General features: G+C 65.7%; 12 protein-coding genes and 1 pseudogene. 7 read left to right on the forward strand and 6 right to left on the reverse strand.

Annotated elements, in window-relative coordinates:
- The first annotated feature begins 2 nt into the window (after positions 1 to 2).
- The 3 genes from ABZ909_RS16830 (at position 3) to ABZ909_RS16840 (ending at position 6,154) form a co-directional block, all read left to right on the forward strand.
- Entirely contained in the window at positions 3 to 1,403 is a 1,401-nt protein-coding gene (locus ABZ909_RS16830; RefSeq protein ID WP_357000082.1) for a hypothetical protein, read from the forward strand.
- Between the two features lie 483 nt (positions 1,404 to 1,886).
- Positions 1,887 to 2,288, forward strand: coding sequence for a PPOX class F420-dependent oxidoreductase (locus ABZ909_RS16835; protein ID WP_357000085.1), 402 nt, complete (start codon positions 1,887 to 1,889; stop codon positions 2,286 to 2,288).
- 617 nt (positions 2,289 to 2,905) lie between these two features.
- A complete protein-coding gene (locus ABZ909_RS16840; RefSeq protein WP_357000088.1) occupies positions 2,906 to 6,154 on the forward strand; it encodes a protein kinase in 3,249 nt (1,082 codons plus the stop codon).
- A 60-nt stretch (positions 6,155 to 6,214) separates the two neighbouring features.
- Here ABZ909_RS16840 and ABZ909_RS16845 read toward each other — a convergent pair whose 3' ends face one another.
- The 5 genes and pseudogenes from ABZ909_RS16845 to ABZ909_RS16865 form a co-directional block, all read right to left on the reverse strand.
- Entirely contained in the window at positions 6,215 to 7,642 is a 1,428-nt protein-coding gene (locus tag ABZ909_RS16845) for a cytosine permease (protein ID WP_357000091.1), read from the reverse strand.
- Positions 7,643 to 7,708: 66 nt separating this feature from the next.
- Entirely contained in the window at positions 7,709 to 8,104 is a 396-nt protein-coding gene (locus ABZ909_RS16850) for a hypothetical protein (RefSeq protein WP_357000094.1), read from the reverse strand.
- 7 nt (positions 8,105 to 8,111) lie between these two features.
- Positions 8,112 to 9,803: a GMC family oxidoreductase gene (locus ABZ909_RS16855; protein ID WP_357000501.1), complete on the reverse strand. Its 1,692-nt coding sequence runs from the start codon at positions 9,801 to 9,803 to the stop codon at positions 8,112 to 8,114.
- Positions 9,804 to 9,953: 150 nt separating this feature from the next.
- Positions 9,954 to 10,208 (reverse strand): annotated as a pseudogene (locus tag ABZ909_RS16860) (hypothetical protein); the annotation flags it as partial.
- 36 nt (positions 10,209 to 10,244) lie between these two features.
- Complete coding sequence (locus ABZ909_RS16865; protein ID WP_357000097.1) at positions 10,245 to 11,489, reverse strand: hypothetical protein; 1,245 nt, start codon at positions 11,487 to 11,489, stop codon at positions 10,245 to 10,247.
- 534 nt (positions 11,490 to 12,023) lie between these two features.
- Here ABZ909_RS16865 and ABZ909_RS16870 point away from each other — a divergent pair.
- From ABZ909_RS16870 to ABZ909_RS16880, 3 genes are read left to right on the forward strand one after another with little or no spacing between them, the layout of a single operon-like run.
- Positions 12,024 to 13,046: an iron ABC transporter substrate-binding protein gene (locus tag ABZ909_RS16870; protein ID WP_357000100.1), complete on the forward strand. Its 1,023-nt coding sequence runs from the start codon at positions 12,024 to 12,026 to the stop codon at positions 13,044 to 13,046.
- Entirely contained in the window at positions 13,043 to 14,617 is a 1,575-nt protein-coding gene (locus ABZ909_RS16875; RefSeq protein ID WP_357000103.1) for an iron ABC transporter permease, read from the forward strand. The genes ABZ909_RS16870 and ABZ909_RS16875 overlap by 4 nt, the downstream gene beginning before the upstream one ends.
- Entirely contained in the window at positions 14,614 to 15,645 is a 1,032-nt protein-coding gene (locus ABZ909_RS16880; RefSeq protein WP_357000105.1) for an ABC transporter ATP-binding protein, read from the forward strand. The genes ABZ909_RS16875 and ABZ909_RS16880 overlap by 4 nt, the downstream gene beginning before the upstream one ends.
- 167 nt (positions 15,646 to 15,812) lie before the next feature.
- Here the strand turns inward: ABZ909_RS16880 and ABZ909_RS16885 are convergent, their stop codons facing one another.
- The gene (locus ABZ909_RS16885; RefSeq protein ID WP_357000503.1) at positions 15,813 to 16,334 is read right to left on the reverse strand and encodes a MerR family transcriptional regulator; all 522 of its coding nucleotides are present in this window, start codon (positions 16,332 to 16,334) and stop codon (positions 15,813 to 15,815) included.
- A gap of 31 nt (positions 16,335 to 16,365) precedes the next feature.
- On the opposite strand from ABZ909_RS16885, the gene ABZ909_RS16890 reads away from it, so the two are divergent.
- Positions 16,366 to 17,214 carry an alpha/beta hydrolase gene (locus ABZ909_RS16890; protein WP_357000107.1) on the forward strand — a complete coding sequence of 283 codons (849 nt, stop codon included), beginning with the start codon at positions 16,366 to 16,368 and terminating at the stop codon, positions 17,212 to 17,214.
- Positions 17,215 to 17,584 lie beyond the last annotated feature (370 nt).

Raw genomic sequence — 17,584 nt, forward strand, 5'->3', positions numbered from 1 at the left:
TCATGACAACGTGGGCAACCGTGTCATCGCGGATGGCCGTGCTGATCAGAACCGCAGGCGTGGTGGTGTGCGTCCTCGCTCTGGAGCTGTCGGCCCACGGGACGGTCTCGGCGGAGCCCGCGGCCACGACGATGACCGTGCATCCTGGACAACGGACCGGGGCGATCCACGCCGAGTTGGTGGGTAGCAACGAACCGGTGGAGATGGCCGAGACGGTAAAGGATGCCTCAGATCCGCTGATGCGGCGGTTGTCGCCGTCGTGGGTCCGCACCTTCGCCCACTTCGACTTGACCTTCGACGGCAGGCCCAACTACGACTGTGCCACGGGTGCATGGGATTCCGGTCCACTCGACCGCGAGAACGCCCACATTCGCGCGCAAGGGGCGCAGCCGGTGGTCGTGGTCGGCTACGCGCCGACCTGTCTCAACGGCGCGCAGCCGGGGCAGCCGGTGCTGGCCGCGTCACCGATGGAGCATGCCGACCGGTGGAACAGCCTGGTCGCGACCATGGCAGCACACGAGATCGCCGATGGGGTCCGCACTTTCGAGGTGTGGAACGAACCGGACACCTCGCTGATGTTCTCCCCGATCGCCTATCCCGAGCTGTACGCCGACACCGTCGGAGTGCTCGAAGATGCCGCAGCCGCCGCGGGCGTTCACATCGAAGTCGGTGGCCCGGCACTCGCGGTGGGCGACGATCCGCTGGTGGCCGAGCCGTTCTTGGCCTTCGTGGCCGCCCGCGGGCTGCCGTTGGATTTCGTGTCCTGGCACTGGTATTCGGAACTGATCTGCCTGTCGTCCTGCCCGACGCCGACACCGGGAACCTTCGCCGATCAGGTGCGTCGAATGCGCGCGATGGTGGCACGGTATCCGGCCTTGCATCCGAAGCTGTGGATCTCCGAGTGGAACCTCGGCTCCGCCGGTGATTCCCGCGTCGGCGAGCCCTATGGCGGCGCGTACGCGGCAAGTGCGCTGATGCGGATGCAACAGGCCGGACTCGACCGCGCCTGCATCTTCCTCACGGCCGGCGACCCCGGTCTGGCGATGATCCAGGACAGCGGAACCCGGCCCGGTCCGCAATATGAGGTCATGGCCTTCTGGCGGGCGCTGGGCCCGATCCAGGTGGCCAGCGACATTACTGACGGCCAGGAACAGATCACCGCCCTCGCCTCCACCGACGACGCCGGCCGGGTCACGGTCCTACTGACGAACTTCATGCCCAGCGGTAATTCCGCCGGACGGACGACCACCGTGCGGCTCGACGACGGCAACTATCAGTGGACCGAAGCGGTTATCGACGCGGCCCACAATGGCGACATCAGCGCCACCGGTGCGGGTCGGTCGGCCACCCTCACCATGACCGCGAATACAACAGCACTGCTGACTTTCACCCCCCGGCGATAGCGCCGTGTGGTCGGCCGGCGAAGTCGGCGTGGCGGTCGGCGGCCCACCCATCCGGTCGGGCGTGGTGAGGGGTGTCGCTCCAGCGGTTGGCCGGCAATGCACTGGAGAAGGTGGCGCTCACCGACCGCGAAGGCGCGGCCCACAGGTTGGCTGCGGATCATCCGCGGGCGACGGTGATCCGGTAGTCCCCGGCCACCGGGATCGGCACCGTGATGCGGTGGCCGCCCGCGACCGGGTAGACGGCCGCGGTCGTGATGTTCTGGCCGGTCACGTGCGGAGCCGAACAGCGTTGCGGCACCCACAGATCCGCGTCGGCACCGCCCTATGCCCGCGCGACACCCGGAACCCTCACGACACCGAGTCGCGAGATTCGGACAGGCCAGATCACCCTGCACCCGACCACTGATCGATCGTCCTCCGAACACGATGCGTGCCCGAACAAAGCGGCTCGTCGCCGCCGAGCCATCCCGCTAGGCTTCGTTGGTGACTTTCACTACGAATGAGCAGCAGTTCCTCGCGGAGGCTGGGATCGGCCGGCTGGCCACGGTATCGCCCGACGGCGTTGTACAGAACAACCCGACCAGCTATCGGGTGAATGCCGACGGCACCATCGACATCGGCGGTATGCGCATGCACGCCAGCCGTAAGTACCGCAATGTCGAGGCGGGCAGTCGGGTGTCGTTCGTCGTCGACCAGCAGGTCTCGTTGGAGCCCTATGTTATTCGCGGCATCGAGGTGCGCGGCACGGCCGAGGCGCTCGAGGACCAGGAGCCGCCGTTCCCGCCACAGGAGCGCTCGATCATTCGGATCCACCCCGAACGGATCATTTCCTGGGGCATCGACGGCGGCTCCTTCGATTTCACCAGTCGCACGCCCAACAGCTGAGTAGTCGCGCCCCCAAGTCCCTTGGGGGTCATGCGATGTGGGCTCGAGCGGTCGTTTCGCTCGGCTGCCCCTGGTGGAGTTCGTGGCGGTTGAGCCTGGTGAGTTCAACCAGCACCACCTGGCCGGCATCGGTAGCGGCGCAGTGCCTTTCGGCGCCCGGCTCGGTGTCGGCCTTCGATCACATCCTGCTCACGCTGCACGAGCGCATCCCCCGCTGACCACATCGGATGGACAAGGGTCTCGCCCCAGCGTCCCGGTAGTGCACGTGGGGCGAGACCCTCGTATCGGCTCAGCCGTCGGGGGTCGTGCGCTGCGCCGACATCTCAGCGCATACCAATCGGTCGGCCTTCTCAACCGGTCGGTGCCCAATCGTGGCCGACTGATGATGAGGTCGTTATGGCCCGTGGAGTCCAGTCGGCCGAAAAGTCACGGTAGGCGACCCGCTGGGCAAGATCTAGGAACTGGTCTCGCGCTCGCATCATTCACCTCAACGCTGCACGCAACGCGCCCGAGCGGTCCACCTGATCAGGTCCTTCCGCAGCACAGCGGACTATTGTAGGGGTTCCGGGGGGTGTGAATGATAGGAGTTCCGGGGGTGTGAATCGCAGGTGACCCACATGGTCGAGGATGACCCCCTCAGAACACAGCGGGATATCGCGGCTCCTCCAGTCGCGGAGCTGAATTCCGTGGGGTTCGAGGATGCCGAGGAGATCGGGCGGGGCGGGTTCGGCGTGGTCTGCCGCTGCACCCAGCGCGACTTGGATCGCGTCGTCGCGGTGAAGGTGCTCACCAGCGCTGAACCGGACGAGGAAAGCAGAGCGCGATTTCTGCGGGAGCAACGCGCGATGGGGCGACTGACCGGCCACCCGAACATCGTCGGGGTCCTGCAGATCGGCGAGATCTCGCCTGGGAGACCGTATTTGGTGATGCAGTGCCACGAGCGCGGATCCCTCGAGGCCCGGATCCGCAGGGACGGCCCTCTTCCTGTGGACGAGGTGCTGCGGCTCGGGATCAAGGTGGCCGGGGCGCTCGAGACGGCGCACCGGCTCGGTATCGTGCACCGCGACGTCAAACCGGCGAATATCCTGTTCACCGAATACGGCGAGCCGGCGTTGTGCGATTTCGGCATTGCCCATATCCCCGGCGGATTCGAGACCGCGACTGGAACGTTCACGGCGTCGCCGGCCTTTGCTGCTCCCGAGGTTCTCGAAGGCCATCCGCCCAGTCTGGCGTCGGACGTGTACGAACTCGGAAGCACGTTGTTCTGTGCGCTCACCGGACATGCCGCTTTCGAACGCCGGAGTGGGGAACAGGTCATTGCGCAGTTTCTGCGGATCACTACCGAACCGGTGCCGGATCTGCGTACGGGCGGGATCCCCGACGACGTGTGCACGGCAATCGAGACCGCGATGGACCGCGATCCCTCGCAGCGCCCCTCCGCCATCGCCTTCGGTAAGCAGCTGCAACGGATCCAGCGCGACCACGGGTACGCCGTCGAGGAGATGACCATCCGCGGTGAACCCGACAACGTTCGGGACGTGCACGTACCGGCGCAGGGACGGCGTCGTCGCAGGCAGGACACGGGAGTCCTGCCGTTGGAACTGACAAGCTTTGTCGGTCGGAGGGCACAACTGTCCGAGGTGAAGAAGGCCCTGTCGGAGTCGCGTCTGGTTACGCTGACGGGCATCGGTGGGGTCGGCAAGACGCGGCTCGCGGCGCGGGCGGCAAGCAAGTTGCGCCGCAGTTACGCAGACGGGATGAGTCTGGTCGAGTTCGGCGACATCGACGACCCAGAGTTGGTGGACGATATTGTGGCTACCTCCGTGGGCGTGCGGAACCCGGCCGGCAGACCGACGAGGGAAGTACTGGTCGAGTTTCTGTCGACACGCAAACTTTTGCTGGTGCTCGACAACTGCGAGCACCTGGTGGAGGCGGTCGCGGTCCTCGCGGAGTCGCTACTGCGCGCCTGTGTGGACCTGTCGATCTTGGCCACCAGCCGCGAGGCCCTCGGAATCGGCGGCGAATCCGTATTGCCGGTGACGCCACTGGGTTTTCCGGATCCGTCCAGCGTGCCCACGCTGGAAGAAGCGTCCCGATACGATGCGGTGGAATTGTTCGTCGAACGAGCGGCGGCGGTGGTACCCGGGTTCGAGCTGAATCAAAATAACCGGCTTGCCGTAACCCGGATCTGTGCCCGGCTGGACGGGTTGCCATTGGCGATCGAGCTGGCCACGGCCCGGCTGCGCGTGCTGTCCGCCGATCAGATCCTCCGACGGCTCGACGACCGGTACACCCTGCTCACAGCGGGCAATCGGGATGTCCCGACTCGCCAGCAGACTCTGTGGTGGTGCATCGGCTGGAGTTACGACCTGTGCGCACCACGCGAACAGCAGCTGTGGTCGCGACTGTCGATCTTCGCTCACAGCTTCGACCTCGACGCGGCTGAAGCGGTGTGCGGCAACGCCACACCCGACCCCGACCAGCTCGACGCATTGTTCGCGTTGGTGGACAAGTCGATCCTGATCCGGGAGGAATCCGGTGGCGCGGTCAGGTTTCGGATGCTCGACACAGTGCAGAACTACGGCAGGAGAAAGCTCGAGGAGGCAGGTGAGGACCGGGAGATCGGTCGCCGGCATCGGGATTGGTACGAGCGGTTGGCGTTCGACTCGGAGGCCGAGTGGATCAGTCCCCGCCAACTCGAGTGGGATTCTCGCCTGAAGCGGGAACTGCCGAATCTGCGCAAGGCAATGGAGTTCGACGAGGCCGGCGCCGGCGGCATGAGGATCGCAGCAGCTCTGTTTTCGTTCTGGTACATGGGTGGCCGAATCACCGAGGGCCGCAGCTGGCTCGACCGAACTCTGGCCCACTCGGTCATCGGACAAGGACGAGATCGCGCCAAGGCGATCTACTCGGCCGGGATGCTTGCCGCGGCTCAGGCGGACCTGGCCGCGGCGACAGCCCGGGTGGCTGAACTCAGGGGGCTGGCCAGGCAGCTGGCCGGCCCGGAGATCGCCACTTGGGTGGCAGTTGCGGACGGTTACACCGCGCTTGTCAGCGACGATCTCGGCCATGCAGTCGCCCGCCTCGAGGAGGCCAGAGAACTGGTCACAGGCTGGAGTGATCCCGATCCTGTATTACGAATGGATTCTTCCCTATTGCTGGGGTGGGCATACCAACTCAGCGGGGATCTCCGGCGTGCGGTCACCTGTCATGAGCAGACGCTGGCATTCGCGGACTCTCGCGGAGGAGAGACGTCCTTTCGGTCCTGGCTGCTGTGGGCAATGGGTACGGCCGTCTGGAGGCAGGGTGCGCTCGACCGAGCCACGGACCTGTTGCAGGAGAGCCTTCGTCATGCTCGCTCGGTAGATGATCCACTCATCGCTGCGACCAGTTTGGAAGCTCTCGCATGGGTCGCTTCGGATCGCGACGATGTCAGCCGCGCCTCTGTGTTGATGGGTGCTGCCGCAGCACTGGGCCGGGCCGCAGGTAGCTCCTCCATCCTGTTCCCCAACCTGGCCATCCATCACGAAGAATGCGAGCGCCGCGCACAGGAGACTCTCGGAACACAAGAATTCGAAAAAGCCCGGAAGAAGGGCGGTGCAATGAGTTTCGCCATGGCCGCTGCCTTCGGCCTCGGAGAAGATCTCCCATCGCCCGCCGACCGGGCGGCGTCGACCCTCACCAAACGTGAGCAGCAGATCGCCGAACTGGTAGCAGAAGGCCTCACCAACAGCGCAATCGCTGGTCGATTGACGATCTCACGGCGCACTGCGGAGGGGCACGTCGAGCACATCCTGACGAAGCTGGGTTTCACCTCGCGGGCTCAGATCGCGGCCTGGGTTGCAGCAGGCGCAGGACCACCCTGAGTTCACATGATCCATGTTCGGGCGCCGCGTCTCGTCGGCCGGCGACGCATCGACTTCCCACTACTGCACCGCCGAGTCGACAAATGCGGCGGAACGATTCCTGCGGCGGGCAAAAGCTGTGGCTGTGAAGTAATACAGCGGTGAAACGACAGCCAATCCGACGATGAACGAGATATCTGTGTTGCCAAGCATTTTGGCGATCGGTCCGATGAAGACGGTTCCGATGATCATGAACGGGAGTTGTACAGCGATACCGATGAGGTAGCAGCTGACCGCAGGCCAGTTGACCCGGCCGTAGCGACCGCCGTCGCGCTTGTAGAAATCTTCGACGACATAGTCCCCATGCCGGACCAGGTAGTAGTCCACCAGATTCACGGTGGTCCACGGGACCAGCGAAGCCAGCAGCAGAACCAGGAAGTTCTTGTAGGTGGCGACGAAATCGCTGCCCCCGGCGAGCGCGACACTCGAGGCCAGCGCGCACAGTCCAGTGGCGACCAGAGCACGTTCGCGGCCGCGTGGGTTGAAGCGCGGAAAGATCGTCTGCGCAATCGTGATCGTGCACAGCGTGCCGCAGTACAGATTCATCGCGTTCGTAGCGGCGACTCCGATGCCGAAGACCACAACCACCACGACGCTGATCCCTGCGGTGGCCTGGGTCAGGGCGACAACCGGGTCGGTGTGGGGGAGCAACAATCCGACGCCCGCCCCGAGGAACATCGGCAGGATCGAGCCGATGCTGGTGCCCCAGTAGCTCATCCAGAATGCCGGCCTCGAGCCCGTCTTTGTCGGCAGGTAGCGCGAATAGTCGGAAACGTATGGGGCATAGGCGATCTGCCACACCGCACACGCCCCGAAGGTGCTCAGGAAGCCGGCCAGCGTCGCGGTGCCCGTGCTGAAGAAGTGAGCGGGCACCGAGTGGACAATGAACGCCCAGACGAACGCCATCAGCAGAACCAGCCCCGACGCCAACGTCATGATGCGCGCGTAGGCGTGGATCAGGGTGTAACCCCAGATGGCCACGCAGACGCTGATCACCGCGAGCACCACGATGCCGGCCTTACCGTTCAGGAAGGGTATGGCCGACGCGAGGGACTGCCCGCCGAAGACGAGAATCGAGATGAAGAACCCGAGGTACATGCAGACGACGACTCCGACGATGAGAATCGATCCCAGCGAACCGAATTGGCCCTTGGTCTGCACCATCTGTGGAACACCCAGCCGCGGCCCCTGAGCAGAGTGCAGCGCCATGAAGATCGCACCGAAGAGATTTCCTGCGATGACCGCCAGCGCGGCCGACCAGGCGGGCTGCCCGAAGAGGGTCGTCGACAACGACCCGGTGACGACCGCCAGGATCATGATGTTGGTTCCGAACCAGATCGTGAACATGTCCCGGTTGCGCCCGTGGCGCTGGTCGGCCGGGATCGGTTGGATGGTGGCCGATTCGATGGTGGAGACAGATTCTTCACGCCCGCTGTGATTTTCACTCACTGGCGTCGCCTTTCGGAGGACCCGGGGCAGGTTGGGGGATTGTGGTTTCGGCCGCGACGGGATTGATCAGCGGATGGCAAAGCCGCGCTCGACAACGGCGGCGAGAAGACCGACGTAGGAATCCATGTCATCGCGGGCCGGACGCGGTGCCGCGGCATAGGGCATGGCGGCCTTCACGGCGGGACTGAGGAAGTACGCGCCGGCCGTCAGCACCGTCAGCGCCTCGAACTGGTCGGGCCTGTGCGCGGCGAGCTCATCGAGAGCCGCTTCGGGGTCCTTGCCGGTGCACGAGGCAACAGCGGCGGCGAATGCCTCTGCGATATCAGGCCGGTAGCCGAGAACCTGGTCGAGCAACGCGTCGGGTACTCCGGCGGCGCTCGCCGAGGGCATGGAGCCGGACGCGGGAATCAGTGTGTCGGCGAGAAGCGCGAAGGTGCGGCGCTGGTCGGAATCGAGCATCATGCTGTCCTTAGAACGCGGTCTGGATGCTGTGGCGGGTTTCGGCGAGGTGCCGCATCGAGCGCAGAGCAATCGCCATGATGGTCGCAGTCGGGTTCACACCCGTGGAGGTGACGAAGACGCTGCCGTCGATGATGAACAAGTTGGGTACATCGTGTGCCCGACCCCACTGATCGACGACGGAGGTGGCGGGGTCGGTGCCCATGGTGGCCGTGCCGAGCAGATGCCAGGCGCTGTGGCGTACCACCGGGATCGGGTGGACTTCGACAGCCCCGGCGGCCTGATGCGCCTCGATCGCCCGCTCCACGTTGAATTTGAGCATTCGCTCACAGTTCTCACCGATGGTATAGCGGATCTTCGCGGCCGGGATCCCGTCGGAATCTGTGAGGTCCGGGGCGAGCACGACCGCGTTGTGCTCGTCGGGCAGATCTTCGGTGGTGATCCCCCATTCGGTGTAGCGCCCGAACGTGCGCCTGAGGCGGCTGTGGAAGGCGGGTCCGAAACTCCCACGCCAGTCCTGGCCCCGCTCCCACAGGGTGTGGGCGAGCGGGCCACCGGTCGGCATCAGGTTCCACTTCGCTCCCCGCACGAAACCGCGGTCGGTGTCGGTCTCGTAGAACTGCATCGACTGCAGCGCCTGTCCTGCCGGGCCGAGCCAGGTTTCGAGCTCCTCGTCGTAGGCGCCGAATACCGACGCGTACGGGTGCGTCATCAGACGCTTGCCCACCAGCCCGGAGGAGTTGGCGAGGCCGTCGGGGAAAAGCGACGAGGTCGAATTCAGCAGCAGGCGCGGTGTGCCTATACCGTTCGCGGCCAGCACGGTCACCCGGGCCGCCAGGTGTTGCAGGTTCCCGTCGCGGTCGATGTACTCGGCGCCGGTGACAAGGCCGCGGTCGTTCACGGTGAGCCGGCTGACCCGGGCACCGGTGATCAGCACCGCACCCAGCGCGATCGCGTCAGGCCAGTGTGTGAGGTCGGTGCTGGCCTTGGCGCCGGTTGGGCATCCGGATTCACACGCGCCGTAGCGCAGACAGGCCGGGCGGTTCTTGAAGTCGCGCGACGCGATGGCATTCGGTGCCGGCCACCAGTGCCAGCCCAGCTTGTCCATCCCTTTGGCCGCGACCAGACCGTACTTGCCGATCGGCAGCGGCGGCAGCGGAAAGGTGTGCGGATCCGGATAGGCGGGGTCGCCTTCCAGCCCAGACGCGCCGATATGGTGGGTGACCTCGTCGTAGAACGGTCGCAGATCCTCATAAGTGAACGGCCAGTCCTCGGCCACGCCGTCGAGTGTCTTGACCCGGAAGTCCGACGGCATCGCGCGAACCCAGTGCCCGGAGAACATGATCGTGCTGCCGCCGACCCCGTTGAACATCAGCGGTTCGACCGGGCTCTCGGTGGCATCGACCGGATAGTCGGCCGGGTTCTGACGCACATTCGGGCTGGAGTTCCACTGCTTCAGACGGGTGAGCTCCCACGACGGTTTGTCGCCGGTGAAGTCGTCGGGCAGGTTCCAGTCTCCCTGCTCCAGACACACGACCTCGAGGCCGCTGCCGGCCAACTCGAGTGCTGCCACCCCGCCAGATGCTCCGGCGCCCACGATGAGAACGTCGGCTCCTCCGGCGATGTCGTAGTCGATGTGCTGGGTGTTCAACTGCTGTGCTCCTGGTCGGCTCGAGCCCAGCCGAAGCCCGGTCGCGCCCATGGGTCCTTCTCCGGTTCGGGGAGTCACGAGCAATGATGCGTGGGTCACACCTCGCCCGCTAGCATCGATCCGCAACAAACCGGCGAACCTGTGTTGTGCAAACGCACAAGGAAATGAAATGCACACATAACGCGACGTCGTGGTGGCAGATCACCAGAGCGCAATGCCATAACCGGGCCGGATACACGGTGAACCGATCCAGCTCCCGGTCACCGAGTTCGCGGTGCCGAAGCCGACGACCGAGCAGTAGCCCGCAAAGGGGGTCAGTGTGCGGGTCTCGAAGTACTTGACGAGGAATTTGACCGAGAGATAAGCCAGTACACCGGCGACCAGAGATCAGGCCAGTGCAGGACCGAGGATGTCGTGGTTTCGGGGCTTCAACAGTTCCGGCTTCTTCAGCACACCCATTCTTCCTGTCGGCGGATCGTTGCGGTGGTCGGACTATCCGAGGGTGGTGAGCAGTGTGGTCAGTGCGTGGGTCTCGGTCGCTGTGTCCGGCTTGCTCGCGCGTACGGATTTCAGCGCGTCGTCGATCTGGCCGTCGAGAAGGGTCCAGGAGGATTTGTCCATCGGCTCGAGCGTCGATTCATCCTCATCCCAAGCGGTTTCGAGATCCTTGATCCGCGCCTTGGCGTCACTTTGCTGACCGGCCTGGACTTTGGTCAGGGTGTCTTGGGTGATGGTGCGGAACTTGGTGATCTCCCCCGCCGGGAAATGCGCGGTCGTCGAACCGGGGGTCGCCGGCGCACTGGCCGGAGGATTCGCGGAGTCCTCCTCGCCTGCGGAGGCGGCATGCGGTTGGCCCGCGGCCCAGACCAGCAGCGCTCCGGCGAGGATGGCGACAATCGCGTAGTACCCCAGCATGATTCGCTCACGTGCTGGGTTGGCGGTCGATTTCGCGGCTGCGGACTGCTGCGGGCCGTCGATGACGTCACGACGGGTGCTGGTCAGGTAGATGACGGTCACCAGAATCGCGACGAGGAACAGCACGCTGGTCAGGGCCGTGCCCACGCCGAGCCCGTGCTCATCGGTGGGTGAGGCGAACCAGTCGCCGAGGTTCGCCCCGAGCGGACGGGTCAGGATGTAGGCGAGCCAGAAGGACAGCACGGCGTTCGCGCCCAGTCGCCAGCCGACGAGGATCGCGACGATCAAGCCCGCGGGCAGCAGGACCGACACTCCGGGTCCCCAGCCGGTCACTTCCAGGGTCCAGTCGCCGACAGCGGTGCCGAGGGCGAAGGTGACCAGAACCGCGAGCCAGTAGAACAATTCGCGGGGCAGGGTGACGATGCTGTGGATCGACAGCGTGCGCTCGCGCGCGAACCAGACGCCGAACACCACCGCCAAGGCCACCGCGAAGACGCTGGTGCTCACCGCGAGCGGGACCGACAGGTTGTCGGTGAGGATGTCGGTGTACAGCGTCCCGGTCACGCTGAGCACCACGACGGTGAGCCAATAGACGAACGGCACGTAACGGTCCAGACGCAGTTGCCAGATCAGGACCGCTGCGAGGATCGCCGTGAACAGCAGCGCCGTCAGGTTCAATCCCACACCCAGCGAGCTGTTGATCCAGTCGGCGAAGCTCTCCCCCACTGTGGTGCAAAGGATCTTGATGATCCAGAACCACACCGTGACCTCTGGCACCTTGCTCAGCATGCGCAGGGCCTGGCCCACCTCGGATTTCGTCATGTCCGCCACAAGGCGGGACCGTACCGATCCGGCGCTGAGACGACGCTGAGAGCAGGAGCAGGGTGCCTGGCTCGCCCGGTGGGACGCGGCATCGGGTGCGGGCGGCCTGTCCGCGGCGCTCTCGGCGGCCAGACACTCGTTCCAGCTCTCGGCGCCGCGCTCGGTCCTCAGACGCAGCGCGGAATACACGCGAGGATCAGCGAAGGACCCGTCGACGGTTTACCATTTAGGTAATGCTAACCTCCGCTTGTGCGGTGATTCTGCCGCGAGTATGCAAGAGATGAGCAGGTCGATGGCGGGATCGAATGGTGGGGTGCGCGGTAGTGGGGTGGGTCGCCGTGGCGGGGGTCGCCGCGTGTGGGTCCTTGGACAAGTGACGCGATGAGCCAGTTCACCACCCACACGGCCACCGGCATCTTCGCCGTCCCGCCCGGCGCGCGCGGCGACGGCGACTGCATCGGGGCCACGCTGTTCTCCTGAACGGCACTCACAAGATTCAGCTTCACAATCGAACGTGGTAATTCGGAGGTTCTCATGTCCCGCTCGCTTCGCACTGCCGTGGCGGTCGCCGCGGCATCGGCAGTCGTGCTGTCGATCGCCGGGTGTTCCGGCAGTAAGTCCTCGGCGGACTCGATCACGCTCTACAGCGGCCAGCATGAGCAGACCGTGACCGCGCTGGTCAAGGACTTTCAGCAGCGCACCGGCGTGAGCGTGAACGTGCGCTCCGGCGATGAGGCGGAGCTGGCCAACCAGATTTTGTCCGAGGGCGACGCCACCCCCGCCGACGCCTATTTCGCCGAGAACCCGCCCGCCCTGAACCTGTTGGAGGGCAAGAACAAACTCGCCAAGGTCGATGACTCGACCCTGTCGGCGATGCCCGCCGGGGTCAGCTCCGACAAGGGCGACTGGGTCGCGGTGTCGGCCCGCTCGGCCGCGTTCGTCTACAACACCGGCAAGCTCCAGTCCGCCCAGGCCCCGACATCGGTGAAGGATCTGGCCACCCCTGCGTGGAAGGGCCGCCTCGGTGTCGCACCGAGCGAAACCGACTTCGCGCCGATCGTGTCGCGGATGATCGCCGCGTCGGGCGTGCCCGCCACCCGTGCCTGGCTGCAGGGCCTCAAGGAAAACGGCAAGGTCTACCAGAGCAACGAGGACTTGATCGCCGCGGTCGACCGTGGCGAGGTCGATGGCGGCGTCGTCGATCACTACTACTGGTACCGCCTGCGCGAGGAGAAGGGCGAAGGCAACATCCACAGCGCGCTGTCGTACTTCGCCCAGGGCGATCCCGGTGCGCTGGTGGACATCTCGGGTGCGGCGGTGCTCGCGTCGAGCAAGCATCAGGCCGCGGCGCAGAAGTGGCTGGCCTACCTGGTCAGCCAGCCCGCCCAGCAGATCATCGCCACCTCCGAAAGCTTCGAATACCCGCTGGTCTCCGGTGTGACCGATACGCGACTGACTCGATCGCTGCAGGACTCCGGCCCGATCGCCAAGGCGAGCGATCTCGGCGACGGCAGCCAGGCCATCGAGTTGATGCAGGAAACCGGCCTGCTGTCGTGACACTCCCCGCGGTCGAGCGAGCGCGCGCCTTCCCGATCCGGGGATGGGCGCGCCGCCCGCTGCCCGGCCTCGGCCTCGTCGCCGGGCTGATCACGCTGCTGATGATCAGCCCGCTGATCTTCGTTGTGCTGCAGGCGTATCACTCCGGATGGCCGGCCGCGCACCGGCTGCTGGGCCGTCCACTCATGGCGACCCTGCTGTGGCACACACTGAGCCTGGCCGTGGTCGTCACCCTGATCACCGCACTGGTCGGATTCGGTGCTGCCTGGCTCGTCGAACGCACCGATCTGCCCGGGAAACGCTGGTGGACAGTCGTTTTGACCATGCCGCTGGCGGTTCCGGAGTTCGTCCACGGCTACTGCTGGGTCTCGCTGTTCCCCTCCGTGCACGGCTTCTGGGGCGCGGTGCTGATCGAATCCGCCTTGTACCCACTGGTTTTCCTGCCCGTCGCCGCTGTACTGCGACGCGGGGACGGTTCGGCCGAAGAGGTCGCGCGCAGCCTCGGTCACGGCCCGATCGCCACGATGTGGCGGGTGACCCTTCCGCTGACCAGGCCCGCCCTGGCCGGTGGCGCATTGCTGGTGTCGCTGTATCTGCTCGGGGAATACGGCGCGTTCGCGATGGTCCGGTTCACCACCTTCGCCACCGCCATCTACACCCAGTACGCGACGGCCTTCGACACCGCATCGGCCAGCATGCTCACCCTGGTCCTGATCGGCCTGGCGCTGCTGGTCGTGACAGCGGAAGCGCGCGTGGGGCGACGCGGACGGATCGTCACCACGGGCACGACGGGCCGCCCCTGCCCGCCGATCGCTTTGGGCTGGGCCACGATTCCCGCGTTCTTCGGTCTGCTGTCGGTGACCGCGATAACGCTGGGCGTCCCGATCTTCGCCCTCGGCTACTGGCTGGTGCGCGGCAACTCGAGCACCCTGCCGCCCGCCTCGATCTGGGCGCAGACCATGACGACCGTCGGCTACGCCCTCACCGCGGCCGTGACCGCGACCGTGGCCGCCATCCCGGTCGCGCTGTACGCGTGGCGGCGTGACACCAGATTGGCGCGCGGTATCGAACGTGCCGCCTACCTGACCCGGGCGCTGCCGGGCATCGCCGTCGCTTTGGCGGTGGTGTACTTCGGTATTCGCTACGCGCAGCCGCTGTATCAGCAGCCGCCGATGCTGGTGGCCGGTTACGTCGTGCTGTTCTTCCCGCTCGCCCTCACCGCGGTCCGCGCGTCGCTGGCCCAGGTACCCCCGGGCGTCGAGGAGGTCGCGCGATCCCTGGGCACCCGCTGGTGGGCGGTGCTCGGTCGAGTCACGCTGCCGCTCATCGCCCCCGGGCTCGGGGCAGCCTTCGCGATGGTCGCGCTCACCTCGACGACCGAGCTGACCGCCACACTCTTGTTGCGGCCCACCGGAACCCAAACCCTGGCCACCCAATTCTGGGTCTACACCTCGGGATTGGCGTGGGGCGCGGCCGCACCGTACGCCGTGGTGATGACCGCTCTCTCGATTCCCGCCGTGTTGATGGTGGCCACACGAACCTTGCGCACGGCAGAAGAAGGTGCCCGATGACCGGCGTCAAAATCGCCAATCTGACCGCGACCCATGGCCGTAACACCGTTCTGCACGGTGTGGACCTCGCGGTCGACGACGGCGCGCTCGCCTGCGTCCTGGGCCCGTCCGGCTGCGGCAAATCCACCCTGCTACGGGTCATCGCCGGATTCCACCGCGCGCACGGCGGCACCGTCACCGTCGGCGGCCGCGTCCTCGACGACGGCCGCACCCGTGTATCCGCCGAACAGCGACGCATCGGCTACGTGCCCCAGAGCGGCGCGTTGTTCCCGCATCTGAGTGTCGCCGCCAATATCGGATTCGGCCTGGCCCGCGCGAAACGCAGCGACCGTATCGCCGAGATGCTGGATCTGGTCGGCCTCAACGGATTCGGCGACCGCCACCCTCACCAACTCTCCGGTGGGCAGCAACAACGCGTCGCCCTTGCCCGCGCCCTGGCCCCGCGCCCGGACCTGTTGCTGCTCGACGAACCGTTCTCCGCACTCGACGCCGCGCTCCGCGCCGACCTGCGCACCGAAGTCGCCGACCTGCTGCACCAGGCCCGCGCCACCGCCATCCTGGTCACCCACGACGTCGACGAGGCACTCGCCTTCGCCGATCTCATCGCGGTACTGCGCGAAGGATGCATCGCCCAAGCAGGTGAACCCCACGAACTGTTCCACCACCCCGTCGATGCCGAGGTGGCCCGCACCCTGGGCGAGGCCAACCTGATTCCCACGGAACCGGCGACGCTGACCGCACTCGGCCTCCGAGCAACCGCCGCACCGGGGTCGTACCTCCTGGTCCGGCCGCCACAACTCCGGCTCGGTGACGAGCCCGCACCGGCGTCAGTGCCTTGCCGCATCGAGCGCAGCCACTTCCGTGGCTACGACCACCGCGTCGAGCTCACGCCGGAACCTGGTGTCGCCCTTCCGAATCGACTCATCGCCTATACGGCTGCGGACTCCACTCCCCCGCCCGTGGGCACCCTCGTCAACATCCAGGTCTGCGGAGAGCCGCACCTACTGCAGCCGAAGACCGGGCGGTGAGCGATATCCAGCCCCATTGATCGTGCTGGTGTCGAGCGAGGGTAATGAGGGATCTTCGCTCGACACCAGCGCCCCCACTGTTACCGTGCGTCAGTCCGCAGGCGCTGCCGGACCGTCGGTAACGACGAGGTTGACCTTGTAGCTGCGCACGGGAGCCGTCCAGCCAATCACCTCGAGCCCCAGCCGGTATCGGATCGGCCAGCCAGGATTTCGTTGATGGCGTCGGCCAGGTACGGGCAGTTGTCGGCAGGATGATCATTCGGGCATTCGATCAGATGTGACAGATAGTCGCGGGCGGCGGTGATCCGGGCCAGCTGCTCGTCGCAGACAGCCACTCGCGCGCGCACCGCATCTCGCCAATCCCGGTCGCTGCTACTTCCGGCGAGCACGGTCGCGATCTCGTCCAAACTCATCGACGCACGTTGCCAGAGCTGGATCAATGCGATTCGTCGCAGATTTGCGTGGTCGTATCGCCGCTTGCCGGACATACGGCCTGCCGGCACGACCAGTCCCATCCGCTCCCACCAGCGCAGTGTCGACACGGCGACGCCGGCACGGCGAGCGACCGCACCGATCGAAAAGGTTTGCTCCGTTGCGGACAAGCTTGACATGAAGCCGACTTTAGGTCGCAGGCTGGGTGAGTGGTAATGAAAACTGTCACCGATATCCCTCGAAGGACCTCGAACCATCACGCCGTATCAACAGGAAGGGCGAATTGACTTGTCCGACATAGTCATCGATGGCCTGGTTCTGCACTATCAGACGAGCGGACACGGGGAGCCGGTCGTTCTCGTGCACGGATCGTGGGACGACCATCACGGATGGGATGACGTGGTTCCGTACCTCGAACCGCATCTGACCGTCATCCGGTACGACCGACGCGGCCATGGTCGCAGCGACTGCCCGCCCGGGCAAGGACGAATCGGCGAGGACGTGGACGACCTCGCCGGTCTCGTGCAACACCTCGGACACGGTCCTGTCCATGTTGTCGGTCACTCCTACGGCGCCACGGTCGCGCTGCTGTTGGCGCTGCGGTATCCGCAGCTGTGCCACAGTCTCACCATTCACGAACCACCGCTGTTCGCGCTGCTCGCCGAGGCCGGCGAGACCGGGTTGGCCGAACTGGTGCGCGACCGCATGGGCCGAGTCATCGAGCTGCTCACGAGCGGCCAAATTGAAGAGGGCACAAGGAAATTCGTCGATGAAGTCGGCTTCGGCCCCGGAACCTGGGATCATGTACTCAGCCCGAGACTGCGCGAGTCCTTTATCGCGCACGCCGACACCTGGCTGGACCAGGCCCGCGACCCCGACCGGCTGGCGTTGGCGACCCGACTACTGGCGAGTCTTTCCGTACCAATCTTGATCACGCACGGTGACCGGGGACTGCCGTGGTACGCACCGGTCGTGCGCATCCTCACCGACACCATTCCCGGAGCCATGCTGCGTGTCATCCACGGGTGCGCGCATGCACCACACCTGACTCACCCGAACGAATTCGCCACCGCCGTAATCGAACACATCGACTCCTCTGCGAGACCATCGATGCCTGGCAGGCAGGAATTCTGGTGAGCTCGGCCATGTAGGAGGCGCTGCCGCGACAGTCGTGGTTCGTTGTCCAGCAGCCCAGTCGAGGACATCAACCGGGCCGTGAGCGACTGGCCCCGCCACCCAGAATCAAGCGCAGCACCCAGGGAGTGGGAATGCACGCTGACTCCGCGGCTATCAGCACGAATATCGCGGCCAGCCCATAGGTGAGAATCAGATGTTGCACGACACTGCCTTTGTCCCAGTTACGCAGCGGCCGGCTGGGATCGGTCCAGGGCCTGCATCTGTCGGGTCGGCGGTCGACACCCAGCTATATCCAGGTGGCATCGCCCGGACCGCACATCGCAGTCTTGGTTCCGGGCCTCCCGCCACCCAAATCCCACGGATGACGAGA

Source organism: Nocardia sp. NPDC046763 (assembly GCF_040645495.1).
Taxonomy (GTDB): domain Bacteria; phylum Actinomycetota; class Actinomycetes; order Mycobacteriales; family Mycobacteriaceae; genus Nocardia.

Coding starts and splice junctions, on each gene's coding strand:
- ABZ909_RS16885 (WP_357000503.1), bottom strand. CDS start 16,334: ATGGTTCGAGGTCCTTCGAGGGATATCGGTGACAGTTTTCATTACCAC.
- ABZ909_RS16880 (WP_357000105.1), top strand. CDS start 14,614: ATGACCGGCGTCAAAATCGCCAATCTGACCGCGACCCATGGCCGTAAC.
- ABZ909_RS16850 (WP_357000094.1), bottom strand. CDS start 8,104: ATGATGCTCGATTCCGACCAGCGCCGCACCTTCGCGCTTCTCGCCGAC.
- ABZ909_RS16855 (WP_357000501.1), bottom strand. CDS start 9,803: ATGGGCGCGACCGGGCTTCGGCTGGGCTCGAGCCGACCAGGAGCACAG.
- ABZ909_RS16870 (WP_357000100.1), top strand. CDS start 12,024: ATGTCCCGCTCGCTTCGCACTGCCGTGGCGGTCGCCGCGGCATCGGCA.
- ABZ909_RS16840 (WP_357000088.1), top strand. CDS start 2,906: ATGGTCGAGGATGACCCCCTCAGAACACAGCGGGATATCGCGGCTCCT.
- ABZ909_RS16865 (WP_357000097.1), bottom strand. CDS start 11,489: ATGACGAAATCCGAGGTGGGCCAGGCCCTGCGCATGCTGAGCAAGGTG.
- ABZ909_RS16830 (WP_357000082.1), top strand. CDS start 3: ATGACAACGTGGGCAACCGTGTCATCGCGGATGGCCGTGCTGATCAGA.